Annotated in this window: 14 protein-coding genes; 7 read left to right on the top strand and 7 right to left on the bottom strand. The window is 62.6% G+C overall.

Annotated elements, in window-relative coordinates:
- Positions 1–243: 243 nt before the first annotated feature.
- The gene (locus WBF82_RS09095; protein WP_424382721.1) at positions 244–1461 is read left to right on the top strand and encodes a GNAT family N-acetyltransferase; all 1218 of its coding nucleotides are present in this window, start codon (positions 244–246) and stop codon (positions 1459–1461) included.
- Between the two features lie 39 nt (positions 1462–1500).
- On the top strand, positions 1501–2409 hold the full coding sequence (locus WBF82_RS09090; protein WP_424382720.1) for a TIGR03564 family F420-dependent LLM class oxidoreductase: 909 nt from the start codon (positions 1501–1503) through the stop codon (positions 2407–2409).
- 2 nt (positions 2410–2411) lie between these two features.
- Here the strand turns inward: WBF82_RS09090 and WBF82_RS09085 are convergent, their stop codons facing one another.
- The 4 genes from WBF82_RS09085 to WBF82_RS09070 form a co-directional block, all read right to left on the bottom strand.
- Positions 2412–5321, bottom strand: coding sequence for an RND family transporter (locus tag WBF82_RS09085; RefSeq protein ID WP_424382719.1), 2910 nt, complete (start codon positions 5319–5321; stop codon positions 2412–2414).
- Entirely contained in the window at positions 5318–5752 is a 435-nt protein-coding gene (locus tag WBF82_RS09080) for an MmpS family transport accessory protein (protein WP_424382718.1), read from the bottom strand. The genes WBF82_RS09085 and WBF82_RS09080 overlap by 4 nt, the downstream gene beginning before the upstream one ends.
- A 209-nt stretch (positions 5753–5961) precedes the next feature.
- Positions 5962–6570, bottom strand: coding sequence for a TetR/AcrR family transcriptional regulator (locus WBF82_RS09075; protein WP_424382717.1), 609 nt, complete (start codon positions 6568–6570; stop codon positions 5962–5964).
- A gap of 47 nt (positions 6571–6617) precedes the next feature.
- Positions 6618–7550: a TauD/TfdA dioxygenase family protein gene (locus WBF82_RS09070; protein WP_424382716.1), complete on the bottom strand. Its 933-nt coding sequence runs from the start codon at positions 7548–7550 to the stop codon at positions 6618–6620.
- Between the two features lie 69 nt (positions 7551–7619).
- Here WBF82_RS09070 and WBF82_RS09065 point away from each other — a divergent pair, with 69 nt between their 5' ends.
- The 4 genes from WBF82_RS09065 to WBF82_RS09050 all read left to right on the top strand — a co-directional run bounded on the left by WBF82_RS09065 (position 7620) and on the right by WBF82_RS09050 (position 10172).
- Complete coding sequence (locus tag WBF82_RS09065) at positions 7620–8186, top strand: TetR/AcrR family transcriptional regulator (RefSeq protein ID WP_424382715.1); 567 nt, start codon at positions 7620–7622, stop codon at positions 8184–8186.
- An 81-nt stretch (positions 8187–8267) separates the two neighbouring features.
- Positions 8268–8666, top strand: coding sequence for a Zn-ribbon domain-containing OB-fold protein (locus WBF82_RS09060; protein ID WP_424382714.1), 399 nt, complete (start codon positions 8268–8270; stop codon positions 8664–8666).
- A gap of 16 nt (positions 8667–8682) precedes the next feature.
- A complete protein-coding gene (locus WBF82_RS09055) occupies positions 8683–9894 on the top strand; it encodes a thiolase family protein (protein ID WP_424382713.1) in 1212 nt (403 codons plus the stop codon).
- A 149-nt stretch (positions 9895–10043) separates the two neighbouring features.
- Positions 10044–10172 carry a hypothetical protein gene (locus WBF82_RS09050; RefSeq protein WP_424382712.1) on the top strand — a complete coding sequence of 43 codons (129 nt, stop codon included), beginning with the start codon at positions 10044–10046 and terminating at the stop codon, positions 10170–10172.
- Positions 10173–10175: 3 nt separating this feature from the next.
- On the opposite strand, the gene WBF82_RS09045 is transcribed toward WBF82_RS09050, so the two are convergent.
- A complete protein-coding gene (locus WBF82_RS09045; protein WP_424382711.1) occupies positions 10176–11294 on the bottom strand; it encodes a M42 family metallopeptidase in 1119 nt (372 codons plus the stop codon).
- Between the two features lie 149 nt (positions 11295–11443).
- On the opposite strand from WBF82_RS09045, the gene WBF82_RS09040 reads away from it, so the two are divergent.
- Entirely contained in the window at positions 11444–12331 is an 888-nt protein-coding gene (locus tag WBF82_RS09040) for a fructose bisphosphate aldolase (RefSeq protein WP_424382710.1), read from the top strand.
- A 78-nt stretch (positions 12332–12409) separates the two neighbouring features.
- On the opposite strand, the gene WBF82_RS09035 is transcribed toward WBF82_RS09040, so the two are convergent.
- A complete protein-coding gene (locus tag WBF82_RS09035) occupies positions 12410–13276 on the bottom strand; it encodes an ABC transporter substrate-binding protein (protein ID WP_424382709.1) in 867 nt (288 codons plus the stop codon).
- A gap of 14 nt (positions 13277–13290) precedes the next feature.
- Entirely contained in the window at positions 13291–14034 is a 744-nt protein-coding gene (locus WBF82_RS09030) for an SDR family NAD(P)-dependent oxidoreductase (RefSeq protein WP_424382708.1), read from the bottom strand.
- Between the last annotated feature and the right edge of the window lie 295 nt (positions 14035–14329).

The raw sequence follows: 14329 nt of genomic DNA, 5'->3' as shown, positions 1-14329 counted from the left end.
ATGGAACCAACCAGAGTCGCCGGATGTCCAGCACTTCGGCCCATTCGGGTCAGGCGCGTCAGGGTCGGCAAGAGCGACGCCGCTGCCGCTAGCCAGCAGAGCAGCCGTGAGACCCCCGACAATCATGAATTTCTTCATCCTCCGATTGTTTTCGCCTCCGCGGTGTTCGTCAAATCGAAACGGCAAATTCGTTTGCTGCTGAAAGTCCTGGGGCCTGCGCCTGCGAGGAGACATGATGGTCCGGTGACCACCGAGATCCGCGTTCTCAACAGCGAGGACGACCTCGTCGCCGCGGCGAACTTGTTTCGCACCGCGATGGTCGGATTCCCACCGTTGCCGAGCCTGGCGCCCGGTCGGATCACCAAGCTACTCGAGCCGGGTCGCACCGTTGGAGCCTTCGTCGACGGACAACTCGTTGGTACCGCGGATGCGGTGACCAGTGGGCTGACCCTGCCCGGTGGAGCGGTCGTAGGCCACGCCGCCGTGACACACATCGGGGTGCTGCCGTCGTTCACCCGAAAAGGGATAGCCACCGCGGTGATACGCCATCAGCTGCGTGACATCGCCGCACGGGGCGAAGTGGTCGCGACGTTGCGGGCGTCGGAGGCGACGATCTACGAGCGATACGGCTACGGTGTCGCGAGTTCATCGCAGAGCGTGGAGGTTCAGACAGCACGCGCAGCGCTGCGTCCCGACGTCGGAACCGGCGGCCCAGTGCGCTTGATCGACGCGGCGCAAGCCTGGGACATCCTGCCCCGGATCTACAGCAAGAATCGTTCGAGCCGGCCGGGAACCATCGACCGCCCCGAGGTTTGGTGGGAGGGCTTGCGACTCCGCGCCGAAGCCGCCTCGGGCGCTTCCTATGTCGCGGTACATGGCGAGACGGGATCAGAATCCGGTTTCGTCCGCTACCGCCCTATCGATACCGAGACCTGGTTTGTCAGCGATCAACGCACCATCGTTGTCGAGGATTTCTTTGCGCCCACGATGGAGGCCTACCTTGGGCTGCTGCGTTTCTTGCTTGGACTCAATCTCGTCGACCGGGTGATGTTCTGGATGTTGCCCGTCGACGATCCTCTGCCCTGGCTTCTTGTCGATCGACGGGCCGCGCGGGTCACCGCGATGCATGACGAAACGTGGCTTCGCATCATCGATGCACAGCAGGCGTTGTCGGCGCGCCGATATGAGGGCGACGGCACCGTCACGATCGCCGTCAATGATCCCCTCCTGCCGAACAATTCAGCGGCCTTCACCATTACCGGCGGTGGTGTCGAGCAGACAGACCTTCGCCCCGAACTGCACATCGGTATCGGGGGGCTGGCCTGCGTTCTGCTGGGTGGCGCGACGTGGCACAGCCTCGCCGCCGGCGGCCTGGCCCAGACTGACGACCCGGCGGCGCTTACCGTCGCTGATCAGCTGTTTGCGGTGCGCAGTGCGCCCTATGCCGGGTTCTTCTTCTAAAGGGCCGATTCACAAGCCTGATGGCTAGGATTTCCTCTTGTGCACATAAGTCTGATCGCGAACCTGTCCAACAAGTCGCCTGTCGAGAGCTGTATCCGTGAGCTCACCCAAGCGCGCGACAACGGCTTCGCGCGTGTCTGGATGACGCAGATGCCCTACGACGTCGATCTGCTCACGGTGCTGGCCGCCGCAATGCACGAGGTGAGCGACATCAGGGTCGCCAGTGGGGTTGTGCCGATCCAGAATCAGCACCCGATGCTGATGGCGCAGCGGGCACTGACGCTCAACCTGATTACCGGCGGGCGGTTCACCCTTGGTGTCGGGGTCACCCACCGAGCCGTGACAGAGGGCATGTGGGGAATCTCCTGGGATCGATCGGTGCGGCGCCTCAGCGAGTATCTCGACGGCTTGCTTCCGCTGCTCGCCGGTGAACAGGTGAATGCGACCGGCGAAATGCTGACAACCCGAGGCGCACTCCAGATTCCCACCGCCCCCGCACCCGACGTCTACGTGGCGGCGCTGGGTCCGCAGATGCTACGGCTGACCGGTCGACGCACCGCCGGAACGATCACCTGGATGACCGGACCGAAGACGCTCAAGGAGCATATCGGGCCGACCATGCGAACCGCGGCGGCTGAGGCCGGCCGCCCCGACGGCGCTGTCAGCGTTGCCGCTGCACTGCCCGTCGCCGTCACCGATGACGTGGCCGCGATGCGCTCACTGGCAGCCGAGCAGTTCGCGATGTACGGTCAGTTGCCCTCTTACCGGGCGATGTTGGATCGCGAGGGCTATGCCGGGCCGGAAGACGCCGCGCTGATCGGTGACGAAGCCACGGTGCGCGAGCGGCTCGATGAGGTCCGTGCGTCGGATGTCGACGAGTTCGTCGCGATTCCGTTCGATCCATCGCCCGAGGGCCAGGACAGGACGAGGGCACTCTTGCGCAGCTGACATCAAGCGGGCGTTAAGGATTCAGCCTTCTCCTTGACCGGTGTGGGCCATGGCGAGGGGACCGGCCGTTGCCGGACAATCTGTGGCCACCAGAACCACTTGCCCAGGAGCGCGGCAATCGATGGCGTCATCAACGACCGGACGACAAGCGTGTCGAAGAGCAGACCGAGGCCGATGGTGGTGCCGACCTGGCCGATGACGGTGAGCTCACTGACCGCCATCGTCATCATCGTGAAGGCGAACACCAGCCCCGCCGAGGTAACTACCGATCCGGTGCCGCCCATCGATCGGATGATCCCGGTGTTCAAACCCGCGTGAATCTCCTCTTTGAAGCGGGACACCAACAGCAGGTTGTAGTCGGCGCCGACCGCAAGCAGGATGATCACCGACATGGCGAGCACCATCCAGTGCAGTTCGATGCCGATGAGGTGTTGCCAGATCAGCACCGAGAGCCCGAAAGATGCTCCCAGCGAAAGCACCACGGTGCCCACAATGACCGCTGATGCCACCACACTTCGGGTGATGATCAGCATGATGATGAAAATCAGGCACAGCGAGGCGATTCCGGCGATCAATAGGTCATAGTTGCTGCCGTCACGCATGTCCTTGAAGGTTGCCGCGGTTCCACCGAGGTAGACCTTCGAGCCCTCCAGCGGCGTGCCTTTGAGCGCCTCGTAAGCCGCCTTTTTAATCGCGTCAATATGCGAAATGCCTTCCGCGCTCATCGGATCGCCGTCGTGGCTGATGATGAAGCGTACGGCGTGGCCGTCGGGCGACAGAAAATTCTTCATGCCCTTCTTGAACTCCGCGTTGTTGAAGATCTCCGGGGGCAGGTAAAAGGAGTCGTCGTTCTTGGATGCGTCGAAGGCCTTGCCCATGGCACTTGAGTTCTTTTGCGACTCGTTCTGCTGATCCTGCAAACCCTTCTGGCTCGAATACATCGTCAGCATCATCGTTTTCATGTTTTTCATGTTTTGGATCATCTCGGGCATCAGCGCAGTCAATTGAGGCATCAGCGTGTCGAGGTGATCCATAATGGGCAGCAGGCTCTGGATGTCATCGGTCATCGTGTCGATGCCGTCGAGCCCATCAAAGACCGACCGGAGCGACCAGCACACCGGAATATCGAAGCAGTGCTTTTCCCAGTAGAAGTAGCTGCGGATGGGCCGGAAGAAGTCCTCGAAATCGGCCATGTGATCGCGTAATTCGGCGACGTCGATGGTCATTTCGTGCATCTTTTTGACCATGGCATGCATGTCATCGGACATCTGCTGGGTCAGGCTCTGCATCTTGACCATGCTGTTGATGGTTATCTGCATCTCGTCGGCCTGCTTGAGCATGTCGGCCATCTGATCTTGTTGGTATTTCTGGTTCATCTGCTGGCTGACGCCCTGCATGCTGATCTGGAACGGGATCGAGGTGTGTTCGATCGGCGTGCCCTGCGGTCGGGTGATGGCCTGCACGCGACCGATCCCGGGCACCCGGAAGATCGCCTTGGCGATTTTGTCGATCACCAAGAAATCCGCGGAATTGCGCAGATCGTGGTCGCTTTCGATCATCATCAGCTCGGGGTTCATCCGCGCTTGTGAGAAATGCCGATCCGCAGCGGCGTAGCCGGCATTCGCCGGCAGATCCGCGGGTAGGTATTTGCGGTCGTTGTAATTCGTCTGGTAGCCGGGCAGGGTCAGCAGGCCGACAAGCGCCACCGCGATCGTGACTATCAAGATCGGGCCGGGCCATCGCACGACGAGGGCGCCGATCTTGCGCCAACCGCGAATACGCTGTGTTCGCTGAGGTTCCAGCGTGTTACGGAAGCGGGACGCCACCGAGATGACTGCGGGGCCAAGCGTCAACGCCGCGCCGACCACCACCACCATCCCGATTGCCAAGGGGATTCCCAGCGTCTGGAAGTAGGGCAGGTTGGTGAAGTGGAGGCAGAATGTCGCCCCGGCGATAGTCATGCCCGACCCGAGGACGACGTGTGCGGTGCCGCCGAACATTGTGTAGTACGCGTCTTCTCGCGATTCGCCGACGGCCCGGGCTTCCTGATATCGGCCGATCAAAAAGATCGCGTAGTCGGTGGCCGCCGCGATCGCCAACGTGACCAACAGGTTGGTCGCGAACGTAGACAGCCCGATGATCTTGTAGTAGCCGAGGAAGGCGACCATTCCGCGTGCGGCCGCGAGCTCGAACATGACCATCGCCAACGTCAGCAACATGGTGACGATCGACCGGTAGACGAGTAGCAGCATCGCGATGATCACCAAGAACGTGACGGTGGTGATCAGCTGCAGGCTGCGGTCGCCGGCGATGTGCTGATCGGCTGACAGTGCCGCCGGGCCGGTGACGTAGGCCTTGACCCCGTTGGGTGTCGGCGCACTTTTGACGATCTGCTGGACGGCCTCGACCGATTCGTTGGCCAGAGCTTCGCCCTGGTTACCGGCGAGATAGACCTGGACGTAGGCAGCCTTGGCGTCGTTGCTTTGGACACCCGCCCCGCTCAGTGGATCGCTCCACATGTCCTGGACGTGCTCGACGTGTTTGGTGTCGGCGTCAAGCCTTTTGACGATCTGGTCGTAATAGGCGTGGGCGTCTTTGCCGAGGGGATTCTGGCCCTCCAGCACGATCATCACCGAGCTGTTCGACTTGTACTCGTTGAACACCGCGCCCATGTGCTTGGTCGCGATAACCGATTGCGCATCATCGGGGCTCATCGAGACTGAGCGCATCTGCCCAACGATGTCCAGCTGCGGGACGACGGTGTTGAGCACTGCGATGATCGCGATCCAGCCGAGAATGACCGGGACAGCGAACCGCCGGATGAACCGTGGAAGCCCAGGCCGTACCGCGTGTTTGGCGATAGGCAGGGTGTCGGTGCGGGCGTCGGCCGTGTGTTCAGCGGTTGCGCTCATGCGGATTTCACCATGCAAAACGTCAGGGCGTGCACGCCGTCGGATTCTTTCTCGGCCTTGACTTCGTCGTCGATGGTGATGCGGCAACCGAGGTGGTCACCGTCGCTTTGTGCAGAGAGGTTCGGGAAGACCGAGGGGGCGGTTGTGCGCAGCACCAGGGTCCAGGGCAGTGGCACGTCGTCGATCCGCTTCGGGTCGGCGGACAGATCCAGGTAGTTGACGTTGGCGTGGCTCGCCGAGCCCCAAATCTCGTACTTAACGACCTTCGGCTTGAACGGTTTGGAATCGTCCATCCGTGCGCTGGTCAGCGGGCGGGCGTTCTCGGCGCCAAAAAACGACTTGACGCGCGCCACCGCGAAGCCGCCGACCACTACCACCGCAACGATCAACAAGGGCAACCAGGCGTTGCGGAGAACCTTGGATATCTGCACCTAGGTGAGTTCCTTCCTGGTCGGGCAACAGCGATGTAGTCGGCTAGTAGCGGAACACGTGGTGGCACAATCGGTTTCGGTGGTTGCGGTGGTACCCCGACACCGGAGCGCCTTGCACAGCGCAACCGTCGTCGGGTAGCCTCAGTTAGGCATACTACATACTGTGCAGATTTTGCAGAATGTGCAAGTTTTAGTTACGGTGTTTCACGTCACTTCGTGAAGATGCTGTTGACCAAAGCAGCAGCACGCTCGACGTACGGCATCGGTGTGTCGTGTGCGTCCTTCGGCTTGCCGTCAGTCCAGCGCTCGATGCCCGAACGGATGGCCGTCAAAGCCAGCGCAGCAATCAATACGGCTATCTCGTTGTCAGGCCGCATTTTCTGGCGGCGGACGACGATCTCGGTCAAGTGGTTTTGAAACCGCTCAAAATCGGCAAGCAATGCCGACAACACCGCCGGGGTTGTCTTGGCGAGTTCCAGCATGCCAGCGCATAGTTCGCGGTCGGGCGGCATGTCACGAAGGTGGTGCGCAGCCAGAGCGATCAACTCGGCCAGGACAACGGAATAGGGAGCAGGGCCGGCCGCGACGAAATCGGCAACCAATTCAGGCGGTATGTCGGAGGGGCCGTAGGCGATCGCCGACTCTTTGCTTGGGAAGTAGTTGAAGAACGTGCGCGACGAAACTCCTGCCTCGGCGCAGATCTCTTCGACGGTCACTTTGTCGAAGCCACGTTGGCGCGCCAGCCGCACCGCGGCGTCGCGGATGTCCGCGCTGGTCTGTCGACGACGTCGCTCGCGCAGACCCAACTGAATGCCCACCCACCCATAGTTGCACGTACTGCAAATATTGCAGCCAACGGGCGTTGTCAAGCCACCCGCGGAGTTGGGCTATCGATCACCGAGTATTCGGTGGCGTCGCCGGAGACCACCCGACTCTGTTCACCCTGGACGCTCACCGGGATGTCGCCGGCCAGCGTAATCCGATGCATCCGCCGGGGCTGGTTACCGTAATCGGAGACCGCGTAGTGCTGGGTCGCGCGGTTGTCCCACATCGCGACGTCGCCAAGTTCCCAGTTCCATCGAATCGTGTTCTCCAGCCATGTAATACGGTCCTGGAAGATCCTGAACAAAGCTTGTGACTCGCTGCCGGTTACCCCCAGAATGCGCTTGACGAAGTTACCGAGGAGCAGTGATCGTTCGCCGGTCTCGGGATGCACCCGCACCACCGGATGATGAGTTTCGAAATGGGTCGAATGAAACTGGTTGGCGTACTTCAACACCGCGTCGGGGTTTGCCTGTATCGCCGCCAACTTAGTCGGATCGACTTGGGCGTAGTCGAACTCGTTGCTATGCATTGCCCACAAGTTGTCGGCGAGCCGCTGCAGAGGTTGCGGCAACTGCTGATAAGCCGCCACCGTCGAGGCCCAGGTGGTGGTGCCGCCGTAAGACGGCAATTCGACGGCGCGCAGGATCGAGGCCTTTGGCACCCGGTCAACAAAGGTGACATCGGTGTGCCACCGGTTGGCGCCGCCGCCCTCCACAGACTCCAGTCGCATAACCCGGCTGCCGTCGAACTTCAACGTGGGGTGCGGAGTCGTGGGGACACCCAGGCTCTGCGCGAAAGCGAACTGTGTCTCGTCGTCGAGGTGATCCTGACCGCGGAAGAACAACACCTTGTGCTGCGTCAGCGTCTGATTGATCGCGGCCGCGGTTTCGGCGTCGAGCTCACCGAGGCGCACCCCGTCGACGCGCGCACCGATGTTCTCGCTCAGCTTCACCACACGCAGATCACTACTCATGGCCATCCCTCCAAATTTTTGGTTGTGTAGCCGGCCGTCTACACTGCCGTTGTCCGCTACTGTACACACATGGCTACACCGGAGGCAATAGTTGCGGACGCCCCGAAACCACTGGGCAAAGAGGAGGTCGTCGCCGCCGTGCTGGCGGCGGCCAGCGAGCTGTTCGCGGAGAAGGGCCCGGGGGCGACGTCGATTCGTGAGGTCGCGGCGCGCGCCGGGGTAAACCACGGGCTGCTGCATCGCCATTTCGGGAGCAAACGTCAACTGCTCGCGGCGACCCTGCAGCATCTCGCCGATTCCGGGGATGAGTTGCGCGAGTCGGGGGCACCGGCAGCGCAACTCGAGGCCACGCACGAACTTCACGCGCGCGTCATGGTGCGATCGGTACTCGACGGATTTCCCGTCGAGGAACTCCAGCAGCGGTTCCCCGGGATGGAGCGGTTCCTCGAGCAGGTGCGCTCCGCCGTCAGCGACGACCGACAGGCGCGGTTGTTGGCTGCCCACGCGATGGCGCTTCAATTCGGGTGGGGGCTGATGGCCCCGACCTTGCGGGTGGCCTTTGGCCTAACCCTCGGCGACGCCGAGATCCGGGAGGCGGTCGCTGAGCAAACCGCGAAAATCATTGCGCCGCAATGACCAGCCACGGGTGGCCGTGCCCGATCTGTTGCAGCTGGTCCGCGGGCGCTAACGTCGTTGACACAGATGACGGAGGTTTACATGGCCGGGCAAATCCCATTGGTCGACTATTTGGTGCTCGACGACGGTGATCCCCACCTAGTGGCTCAGGAGTGCACCAGCTGCGGGGCCCGGTTCTTCGACCGACGCAACGCCTGCGCCGGCTGCTTTGCGACGGGGTTCAAGACGGTGCCCGTTCCAACCGAGGGCACGGTGCGGGCGTTCACGATCGTCACCTTCGCCGCGCCGGGAATCCCGACCCCGTTCGTCGCGTCGGTGATCGACTGCGACGGCACCCAGGTGCGTGCCAACCTCGTCAACGTCGACCCGGATCCCGAGCACATCCACGATGGCATGAAGGTGCGGCTAGCCACCTTCCCGATGGGGACCGATTCCGAGGGCACCGAGGCGATCGGCTTCGGCTTCGAGCCCGCCACTTAACTAAGGAGCAGCGACGATGAGCGCCAGCGACGAGATCTGGATCCTGGGGATCCGGATGACCAAGTTCGGCAAGCATCCCGATCTGGACACCGTGGACCTGGCCGCCGAAGCCGCGACGGGCGCGCTCGCCGATGCGGGCGTGACCATGGCCGACATCGGGGTGATCGCGGCCGGAAACCTGATGGCCGCCAACGCCGGGATCGGGCAACAACTGCAAAAGCAGATCGGGCAGACCGGCATCCCGGTGTACAACGTGGCCAATGCGTGTGCGACCGGAGCCACCGCGCTGCGAACCGCGATCATGGCCGTCAAGGCCGGCGAGGTGAAGTACGGATTGGCGGTCGGCGTCGAGAAGTTGTCCGGCGCAGGGCTGCTCGGGGCTGGCGGCAGGAAGAAGGCCGAAGCTGACGTCTGGGCGCCGGCCGGCCGCTACGGTGCGGTCGCACCGGTCGACGGGCGGATCGGCACCGAGGCCATGCCGGGTGTGTTCGCTCAGATCGGCACCGAGTACGGACACAAGTACGGCGGCACGAGCTTCGAGTTGTTCGCCAAGATCAGCGAGAAGAATCACGCGCACTCGACGCTGAACCCGCTGGCTGCCTACCAAAAGAAGTTCACCCTCGAGCAGATCATGAACGACGTGATGATCGCCTACCCGAACACGCGCCCGATGTGTTCGGCGAACTGCGACGGTGCTGCGGCCGCGGTCGTCTGCAACGGTGAGACGTTAAAGTCGTTGTCGCTCGAGCAGCGGCGGCGTGCAGTGAAAGTGGCGGCGTCGGTGCTTACCACCGACCCGTACGAGGCGGGTTGCCAAGTCTTGCCGAACGTCAACACCCTGACCCGCAACGCCGCCGCAACAGCGTATGAGAAGGCAGGCGTGGGCCCCAGCGATCTCGACCTGGTCGAGCTGCACGACTGTTTCGCCACCGCCGAACTGGTGCACTACGACAACCTGATGCTGTGCGAAGAAGGCGGCGCCGCAGACTTTTTCAACTCCGGCGCCACCTGGCGTGACGGTTCCACCCCGGTCAACGTATCGGGCGGGCTGCAGTCCAAGGGGCACCCGATCGCGGCTACCGGTATCGCCAACATCTGGGAGATCTGCCATCACCTTCGCGGGGAGGCCGGCGATCGGCAGATCGAGAATGCGAAGGTCGGGCTGGCTCACGTGATCGGTCTGGGCTCTGCCTGCGGCGTTCACATCCTGGAAAAGTCAGCGGCCTAGCCTGCGTCCATCCCCGACTTGCTGTTCGGGCTGGAGCGTTCGCGTCGAGCACACCCCAAGCCATCGAGTGTGAATCCAGGGCGTCGAGTGTGCGTCCAGCGCGGGATTTTTGCCGAATCCCCGCCATCAACGCACAGTGGAATACCTGAGTGCACAATCGATTTGGTGGCAGCCTGCGCCAGCGCCAGCAGCTCGCTGCGGACACCTGCATGTCGGCGACCAGCTTCGCCAGCCCGGTGGCGTCGTATGCCCGGTACTCCTCGAAGTTCATCGTTTGAAGGCTAATTCAGCAGGAAGTCGACGACGATAGTCGCCATATCGTCGATGGCGTTGCGGGCAGTGACTTCGAAACCGTGCGTGCTCAGCGTGGGCAGGCAAAGCAGCCCCGCGCGCGGTGTTAGCCCGCTGGCCTTGGAGTGGGAGGCGTCAGACATGAATGCGCCCAGCGTCGCCGCCTGCGGCGCCAGGCCGCGCCTGGTGGCGATCTGCATCAGCCGATCGGCGACATCCTTGTCATATGCGCAGAGGGCGTCGCTGTAGCCGACGATGGGACCACCGGTGACGGTGGTGGCGTACTCCCGCTCGGTGGGCCCGACGTCCAGGGCCAGCGTGAGCGTCCCCGGCAGGCTGGCGCTTGCATAGGAGCCGCCAATCCCGCCGACCTCTTCGTTCGTGGTGAACACCAGGTAGACGTCGTCGGCGGGTCGTTCCCGGCGCTCATGCAGTAATCGGGCCGCGCGCAACAGGGCGGTCACCGCGGCGCGGTCGTCAAGAAAGTAGGCGCCGACGAAATTTCCAAATTGGACCAGGTCTCTCTTGCTGCGGTCGACGCATACCCGCGTGCCGGCATGCACGCCTGCGGCGGCCAGATCTTCGGGGGTCCGACCGGTGAAGACGTAGACGTGTTGCCAATCCAGCGCGCGGTCGCCCTGGTCGGGTTTCGTTTCCCAGATCCGCGGGCTCTCTATCGTGGTGTGCTCGGAGCCGAGCGTGAGCACCGCGGTGAGCGTCTGGTGCTCGCCGAGCACCGCAACTGGACCGAGCCCGAAGTTGCCCGGATACATGGTGCCGAGCTGCGTCAGGTGCAGCGTGCCGTCGGATTCGACCCGCTTGACCAGCATCGTCAGTTCGTCCATGTGCGCCGTGACCCGCGTTGCGCCGCTGGGCCCAAATGTCAAGCGATGCCGGTGGTCGTGATTGGTGGGCTCGTGGCCGGCCCTAGGCGTCGCAGCAAAGTACCCGATCAAATTTCCGGCGTCGTCGGTCCACATGTCGTCGACGAAGGGTCGCAGTTCGCGGGCACACACGGCCCGCACCGCTTCTTCCTGGCCGCAGGGCCCGTAGGTCCAGAGCAGTTCTTGCAGCAAAGCGTCGGTGGAGTCTTGGTCGCGCTGCGCCATCGGATCACCTTTCTCTCGCTCGCAACGTAGCCGCAGCGACGCCTAAGCAAACCGGGGACGGTTTATGGGCCTGGTCTAAGTGGTAGCCGCAGGGAGTACCGCTGCGCGATGCTAGGGGCCAGGATCAGGGTATGGAAAGAAGGACGGCAGTGAACGAAGAGCAACGCAATGTGATGGCATCAGGGCGGGGCTTTATCGCTGCGCTGGACCAAAGCGGTGGCAGCACCCCAAAAGCCTTGAAGCTTTACGGGATTGCGGAAGACGCATACCACGGCGACGAGCAGATGTTCGACCTCATTCACCAGATGCGCGAGCGTCTGATGTCGAGTCCGAGCTTCACCGGAGACAAAATATTGGCGACCATTCTCTTCGAGCAGACGATGGACCGCGCCATTAATGGCGAAGACACCGCGGCGTTTCTGTGGAAGCAAAAGCACATCGTGCCGTTTGTGAAGGTCGACCAGGGGCTTGCTGACGCCGAAAACGGCGTTCAGCTGATGAAGCCGATGACCAAGCTCGACTCGTTGCTGGACCGGGCCGTCGACAAGGGCATTTTCGGTACCAAGATGCGCTCGTTCATCCAAGAGGCGGACCAGGACGGGATCAAAGCGATCGTCGACCAGCAGTTCGACTACGCGCACACGATCGCTGAGCGCGGGTTGATGCCGATCATCGAGCCCGAGGTCAGCATCAAATGCCCCGACAAGGCCGAAGCGGACAGCCTGCTGGTGGCAGCGCTCAGGGCGAAGCTCGACGGGCTCGACGGCGACGGGCAGGTCATGCTCAAGCTGACATTGCCTGACGAGAACGATCTCTACGCGCCTCTGATCGAGCATCCTCGAGTGCTGCGGGTGGTCGCCTTGTCCGGTGGCTACAGCCTGGCCGAAAGTTGCACGATCTTGGCTCGCTGTCACCACCTCATCGCGAGCTTCTCGCGAGCGTTGACCGAAGGGCTGACTGCCGATCAGACCGACGCGGAATTCGACGAGAAGCTCAAGTCGAACATCGATGAGATTTACACCGCGTCGCTCACCTGATCGGCGCGCGGAACATCCTTCGAAATGGCCGTTCTCGATACTCGGGCTTTCAGTTGATGCCGTGACTTTTGGTTTCCTTCATTCGGCTGGTGCGTAGAAGGCATCGGCGGGTATTGACGCGACTCCTAGTTCAGCTGCAACCGCATCGATCGCATGCCGGCCGACGTCGAGATCCACTCGGCCGTCGGAGGTGTAGTGCGGGCGGATGTAGCGCTCGTAGTAGCGCTGCACCTCTTGATGTGTCATCCGGTTCAGAAACGACGCGATGGAGCGGGCCGCCAGGTCGGGTTGATCGGCAAGCGATTTCAGTGCGCGTTGGTTGGCCCGCACCAGCGCCTGCACCGCCGGGCTGTCGATCGGATTGTGGGTGGGGTCTACCGCGATTCCTACGGTGGGAATTCGGAAGTGATCTCCCACCCAGGCCAACACGTGGAAGCCCTCTTCGGCGGCGACCTGCTCGGGTCCGAGGGTGCTGCCGACGTAGGCGGCGTCGACGGAGCCGTCCCGAAGACGTCGCAGGTCCATCTGGTAGTCGCCCGGATGTCGCACGACACATTGCACGTCGCGGTCGGGGTCTAGGCCGTGCTGGCGCAGCACGATGCGTGCAAAGCATCCTGGGGGATTGTCCGGCGCGTGTACGGCAAGCCGGCGCCCGCGGAGGTCGGCCATGGACGTCACGCCGGCGTTGCCGAGGAACCAGAACAATGGCCGGTCAGTATTGACGCTCAGCACCGTCCATTCAATGCCGTCGGTCAGTCGTGATAGCAGGGACCGGCCGAGTCCGATCGTCGCACAGGAGCGCAGACGCGTTGTGTCCCAGCGGGTTCCATCCCGCAACGCGACGTGAACGCCCTCATCCTCGAAGTAGCCCGCTTGATCGGCCACGTGGGCGATCAGTTCCTCGTGGATACCGCGGCCGACATAGGCCAGGTCGATCGTGTGCATGATGAGACCTTCCTTCAGTCCATCGTCAGGCCACCGTCGAGCGGGAGATAATGCCCGGTGGTGAAACCGGATTCCTCACTTGCCAGAAATGCGCACGTCTCCGCTACCTCCACGGGCGTGACAAGTCGCCCCATCGGAGCGGCCGCACCGAGGTGTTGCATCTCCTCCCCCGTCAGCTGCCGGCTCATCGTCGTTCCTTGCACCGTTGCCGGCGCGACGAGGTTGGCGGTGATTCCTTGCGGTGCCAGCTCAAGTGCGATATAGCGAACGAACTGATTCATAGCCGCCTTGGCGGTGCCCAGGTTGATCATGCCTGCGCGCGGATGCCGCGACGGTGCGGCGGTCATATAGATCAGCCGGCCATAGTTACGGGAAATCATGCCCGCCACAACAGCTTTGGTAATCAGGAACGCTGCATGCAGCTCTCGGTCCAGCTTGCCGCCGAGTTGCTCCCAGGTCAGATCGGCAAACGAGGTGATGGCATAAGGAATCAACGCGTTGTGCACCACCACATCGACTTGGCCCCACCGCTGTTCGGTGTCGTCGACCATCGCGGCGACATCGTCGGCGATGGTGACGTCAGCCTTGGTCGCCACCGCCTCACCGTCGGCGGCGGTAACGGCCGCGACCACCTCTTCTGCTTCCGCTGCGCTCGATCGATAGTTGACGACCACCCGAAAGCCGCGCTCGGCAAGCACCCGCGCAGTCGCGGCACCGATTCCTCGGCTGGCTCCAGTGACGATCGCGACGCGTGACATCAGCGTTGGCCTCCGTGCGTTGGGTTTCAAGATCGTACGGCGAGACGCCTCGGTGGTATACCCGTCGACCGACGGTTCAAGCCTGGCGACCTGCGAGAACAATGGTCCGCGTCCGCCGCACCGCTAGCCGGCTGCGCGAGACGAGGTAGCGTCTTGAGGGGTCTTCGGTGGTTCGACGCCGCAGTGGAGGAGCGCGTAGTGGGCACGGCTTTTTGGGGTCTTCTGACGTTGATCGCGTTAGCGGTGACGTTGTTGCTGGTATCGATCTCTTTTGCCTACACACGGCAGTTGGAGC

This window comes from Mycobacterium sp., assembly GCF_049673265.1.
Taxonomy (GTDB): Bacteria; Actinomycetota; Actinomycetes; order Mycobacteriales; family Mycobacteriaceae; genus Mycobacterium.
The sequence above is the reverse complement of the archived record's forward strand: the minus strand, read 5'-3'. Positions and strand labels throughout refer to the sequence as shown.

Coding starts and splice junctions, on each gene's coding strand:
- WBF82_RS09060 (WP_424382714.1), top strand. CDS start 8,268: ATGGCCGGGCAAATCCCATTGGTCGACTATTTGGTGCTCGACGACGGT.
- WBF82_RS09085 (WP_424382719.1), bottom strand. CDS start 5,321: ATGAGCGCAACCGCTGAACACACGGCCGACGCCCGCACCGACACCCTG.
- WBF82_RS09045 (WP_424382711.1), bottom strand. CDS start 11,294: ATGGCGCAGCGCGACCAAGACTCCACCGACGCTTTGCTGCAAGAACTG.
- WBF82_RS09035 (WP_424382709.1), bottom strand. CDS start 13,276: ATGCACACGATCGACCTGGCCTATGTCGGCCGCGGTATCCACGAGGAA.
- WBF82_RS09065 (WP_424382715.1), top strand. CDS start 7,620: ATGGCTACACCGGAGGCAATAGTTGCGGACGCCCCGAAACCACTGGGC.
- WBF82_RS09070 (WP_424382716.1), bottom strand. CDS start 7,550: ATGAGTAGTGATCTGCGTGTGGTGAAGCTGAGCGAGAACATCGGTGCG.
- WBF82_RS09055 (WP_424382713.1), top strand. CDS start 8,683: ATGAGCGCCAGCGACGAGATCTGGATCCTGGGGATCCGGATGACCAAG.
- WBF82_RS09030 (WP_424382708.1), bottom strand. CDS start 14,034: ATGTCACGCGTCGCGATCGTCACTGGAGCCAGCCGAGGAATCGGTGCC.